We start from the raw sequence: 3,487 nt of genomic DNA on the forward strand, positions 1-3,487 counted from the left end.
GGCCGCCGCGTCCGCCAGCATTTTGCCGACACGGGTGGCTTTACCGATCATGTGTTCGCCGCCAGCTCCTTGCTCGGCTACAGGTTCGCACCGCGTATCCGAGATCTCTCTCAGAAAAGACTCTATGCCTTCACGCCCAACGCGACGCCCGCCAATGTGCGAGCGCTGGTTGGCGGCAAAATCAATGAACCGCTCATCGAGCGCAACTGGCCCGACATCCTGCGCGTCACGGCAACGATCGCAGCGGGCATCGTCGCCCCCAGCCAGATTCTTCGCAAGCTCGCTTCCTACCCGCGCCAGAATGAGCTGGCCCTCGCATTGCGGGAGATCGGTCGCATCGAGCGCACCCTGTTCATGATCGACTGGATTCTCGACGCCGGTCTCCGGCGCCAGGCTCAGATCGGTCTCAACAAGGGCGAGGCCCATCATGCCCTCAAGCGCGCCATCAGCTTCCATCGTCGAGGTGAGATACGCGACCGCTCAGGCGAAGGGCAGCACTATCGTATTGCCGGCATGAACCTGCTCGCCGCCATCATCATCTTCTGGAACACCATGAAACTCGGGGAGGTCGTGGACAGACGCGCCGTGGACGGCATCATCATCCCGCCTGATCTCCTCGCCCATGTCTCACCGCTGGGATGGGAACACATCAACCTCACCGGCGAATATCGCTGGCCTAAATCCTTAGCGTAGGATTTCGCCCCCTCCCGCAAACGACCCCTAGTATGACCATGATCCGGTATGGTCTGACCAATCGTAAATGAGGTCTAACCATAGGCAATGACGGTCAGACCAGACACGCAACCAGTCAGACCAGATTGCCAAGCGGTCTGACTAAACTTGATGCCGGTAAGACTAAAGCTGTGTATGGTCGGACTACCAGACCAGAAAGGCAGACCCATGACCGATGCCACCGCTGACCAGAAAGCCGAAGCCGACACCACCCGCATTGCGCCCTGGACGATCAAGGGCATACCGCCGGAGGTCAGGAATGCGGCCATAGCCGCAGCAAAGCGTGAGCGACAGACGATAGGGGAATGGCTTGGCCGTGCGATCCTCGCACATGTGCACGCCAGAGCGCAGGCAGACCGAGCGCCGGTTCCGGTCAGTCTGCAGGCCGCCGTGCCACAGGCTGACATGAGCGAGGTGGAGCGACTGATACAGATGGCGACCACGCTTGCCAGCACGCCGGGGGCTGAGCCTGTGCCCAAGGCGATCACCCGCGCCGCCAATGGCCTGATCCGCGACCGACTCAGGCAGATCAAGAAAGGCGGTTAAGTATATGTATGTAAATAAAACATTGTATGTGAATGGATATAGGTATGCCTGTAACAATATCTGATAATATGCTTGATACACTTGTGAACGATCAAAATCTTACGGTGTATGTTTTAGGTGGCGAAGAAGGTAAGGCCACGGCACGCTCCCCTATGAAAATGACGGTTACTGATAAAGATGGCGGGCTTATTTTTACGGCCATCAAGATCAATAAAGAATGGAAGCAGGACGAGCAGGATGGTGAATGGCAGAAGACTTCCTAAAGGTTAGTCTGTCATTGTCATGCTTTTCCCAAGCAACGGTAGACTGAGGTCCGACCGATACCAAGGCGCTTGGCTATTTCGGTCGGACTGATTCCCTCCCTGTGCATCTCATGGACCTGTTTCCGGTCGATGGATGCCTTGCGCCCTTTGTAGACACCGCGTTCCTTGGCCGCCGCGATCCCCTCCAGTTGCCGTTCCTTGCGGAGATTGGTCTCGAACTCAGCGAACACCCCAAGCATGTCGAGGAACATCTTGCCGGTGGCAGTACCAGTATCGACCGGATGTTCCGTGCACTGGAGCTGAGCGCCCTTGGCCTTCACTTCCGTGATGATGGTTTGCAGGTCCGCTATGGAGCGTGCCAGGCGGTCTATCCGTGTGACCATTAATACGTCGCCAGGGCGAAGGAATGCGAGGAGGATGTTCAGTTCGGAACGCTCAGTGCGGCTTGTGCCGGATTTCTTTTCAACGCGGATGATACTGCATCCAGCCTGTCGGAGCGCATCCTCCTGCGTTGCGGCGTTCTGATCGGTGGTCGAGACGCGGGCGTATCCGTATCGCATGGTCTGTTCCTAAAAGTGTTCTGTTAGGGTTTAGACCTTAATCCATAGTGTTCCGTAAAAAACAATTCAACCCTAATGGTGCATACGGACGCGGCAATTAACCGTCCCACAAAATCTATCCGTCAGGGTATACCCAAATGGAACGCACTGTGACCCATCCCCGGCCATCACCGCACCAACGGTGCAATGGTGTATGAGGGCCTGCATTTTTATGGGGAGCGCATGGGGAGCGAACAGGGAGCGTTCGGGGAGCGCTGGATGCCTAATTGTGCGCTACTCCATCGAGCATGAAATGCGAGTAAGGCCGTGTGCCTACGTAGGCACACATATCTTGCCATCCCTAATTTGTTCCAACTTGGCCCGAGATGGCCTTAACACGCTATCTGTCCGGCTTCGGGCCAAGTCGGGCCATCTCGGGCCGAATAAGACAGAAATCGGATCGGCAAGATGTGTTGCCCCGTATGGGGCACCGGCCTTACTCGCGCTCTGCACTCAATGGTTTTCTGTTGGAAGTGATACCATATTTCGGTATCATTCATTGATGAAAGCTAAGCACCGCCGCACTCTGGAACTGATCTTCAAGCGCCCCGTCTCCGGCAATGTGCCGTGGAGCGACATTGAGGCCCTGTTCGTATCGCTAGGTGCTGAGGTGTCGGAACGGGAAGGATCGCGCATTGGCGTGGTCCTGTTCGGTGAAATCAGGGTCTTTCATCGGCCCCACCCCAAGCCGGACACGGACAAGGGCGCGGTGGCATCGGTGCGGAAATGGCTGGAGCAGAACGGAGTTACGCCATGAACAACATGATGGAGATTGGCGGCCACCGGGCCGTTATCCAGTTTGACCCGGAAATCGGCATGTTCCGGGGCGAGTTCCTTGGCCTGAATGGCGGGGCGGACTTCTATGCCGACAGCGTGGAAGGACTGCGGAAGGAAGGCGAGACCTCCCTCCGCGTGTTTCTGGAGATGTGCGAGGAAAAGGGGATCGACCCCACGAAACGCTACTCCGGCAAGTTTCAGGTCCGCCTGTCGCCAGATGTGCATGCCCGTGCGGCTGAAATCGCGGCCGCCCGTGGCGTGAGCCTCAACCGTCTTGTCCAGGACGCACTGGAGCAGGTCGCAGGGTAGCCGAAGCCAAGTATATACCCTGCATATGCTGGCGTGGTCCGCGATCGGTCTGGCTTCCGTCCTGCATGGATCGGAGAATGTCCCAGCATCGTCAGCGCAATATCAGAGGACAAAGACGGGGCAGGATAGGTGATGTTAGCTAACAGCTAACGCGGTCAGCCAACCATCACATAGAAACTCCCATTCACGCCGTGGCGCTCATGGGCATGCCCTACCTGGGGTCGGTACATAAAACGGGCACAGATATACGCTAAGGATTAT

The 3,487-nt window shown here is 57.0% G+C and carries 6 protein-coding genes; 5 read left to right on the forward strand and 1 reads right to left on the reverse strand.

Annotated elements, in window-relative coordinates; all coding sequences use genetic code 11:
• From GEU01_RS20080 to GEU01_RS20090, 3 genes are all read left to right on the forward strand, one after another.
• Window positions 1–693 (forward strand): Tn3 family transposase (locus tag GEU01_RS20080; protein WP_019087292.1); only part of this gene is annotated, 693 nt, incomplete at its 5' end.
• A gap of 207 nt (window positions 694–900) precedes the next feature.
• Window positions 901–1,278 (forward strand): hypothetical protein, encoded by a 378-nt coding sequence (locus tag GEU01_RS20085; protein ID WP_019087473.1) that lies wholly within the window; start codon window positions 901–903, stop codon window positions 1,276–1,278.
• A gap of 44 nt (window positions 1,279–1,322) precedes the next feature.
• Complete coding sequence (locus tag GEU01_RS20090; RefSeq protein ID WP_157212907.1) at window positions 1,323–1,541, forward strand: hypothetical protein; 219 nt, start codon at window positions 1,323–1,325, stop codon at window positions 1,539–1,541.
• Window positions 1,542–1,558: 17 nt separating this feature from the next.
• On the opposite strand, the gene GEU01_RS20095 is transcribed toward GEU01_RS20090, so the two are convergent.
• Entirely contained in the window at window positions 1,559–2,101 is a 543-nt protein-coding gene (locus GEU01_RS20095; RefSeq protein WP_019087475.1) for a recombinase family protein, read from the reverse strand.
• Window positions 2,102–2,642: 541 nt separating this feature from the next.
• Between GEU01_RS20095 and GEU01_RS20100 the strand changes: the two genes are divergently transcribed.
• Window positions 2,643–2,897, forward strand: coding sequence for a type II toxin-antitoxin system HicA family toxin (locus GEU01_RS20100; protein ID WP_019087476.1), 255 nt, complete (start codon window positions 2,643–2,645; stop codon window positions 2,895–2,897).
• A complete protein-coding gene (locus GEU01_RS20105) occupies window positions 2,894–3,226 on the forward strand; it encodes a type II toxin-antitoxin system HicB family antitoxin (protein WP_019087477.1) in 333 nt (110 codons plus the stop codon). Before GEU01_RS20100 ends, GEU01_RS20105 begins: the two co-directional genes overlap by 4 nt.
• Window positions 3,227–3,487 lie beyond the last annotated feature (261 nt).

The organism is Komagataeibacter europaeus LMG 18890 (assembly GCF_000285295.1).
Lineage (GTDB): Bacteria > Pseudomonadota > Alphaproteobacteria > Acetobacterales > Acetobacteraceae > Komagataeibacter > Komagataeibacter europaeus.

Bases quoted from the DNA above. Each gene is read 5' to 3' on its own strand.
- GEU01_RS20100 (WP_019087476.1), top strand. From the start codon at position 2,643: ATGAAAGCTAAGCACCGCCGCACTCTGGAACTGATCTTCAAGCGCCCC.
- GEU01_RS20095 (WP_019087475.1), bottom strand. From the start codon at position 2,101: ATGCGATACGGATACGCCCGCGTCTCGACCACCGATCAGAACGCCGCA.
- GEU01_RS20090 (WP_157212907.1), top strand. From the start codon at position 1,323: ATGCCTGTAACAATATCTGATAATATGCTTGATACACTTGTGAACGAT.
- GEU01_RS20105 (WP_019087477.1), top strand. From the start codon at position 2,894: ATGAACAACATGATGGAGATTGGCGGCCACCGGGCCGTTATCCAGTTT.
- GEU01_RS20085 (WP_019087473.1), top strand. From the start codon at position 901: ATGACCGATGCCACCGCTGACCAGAAAGCCGAAGCCGACACCACCCGC.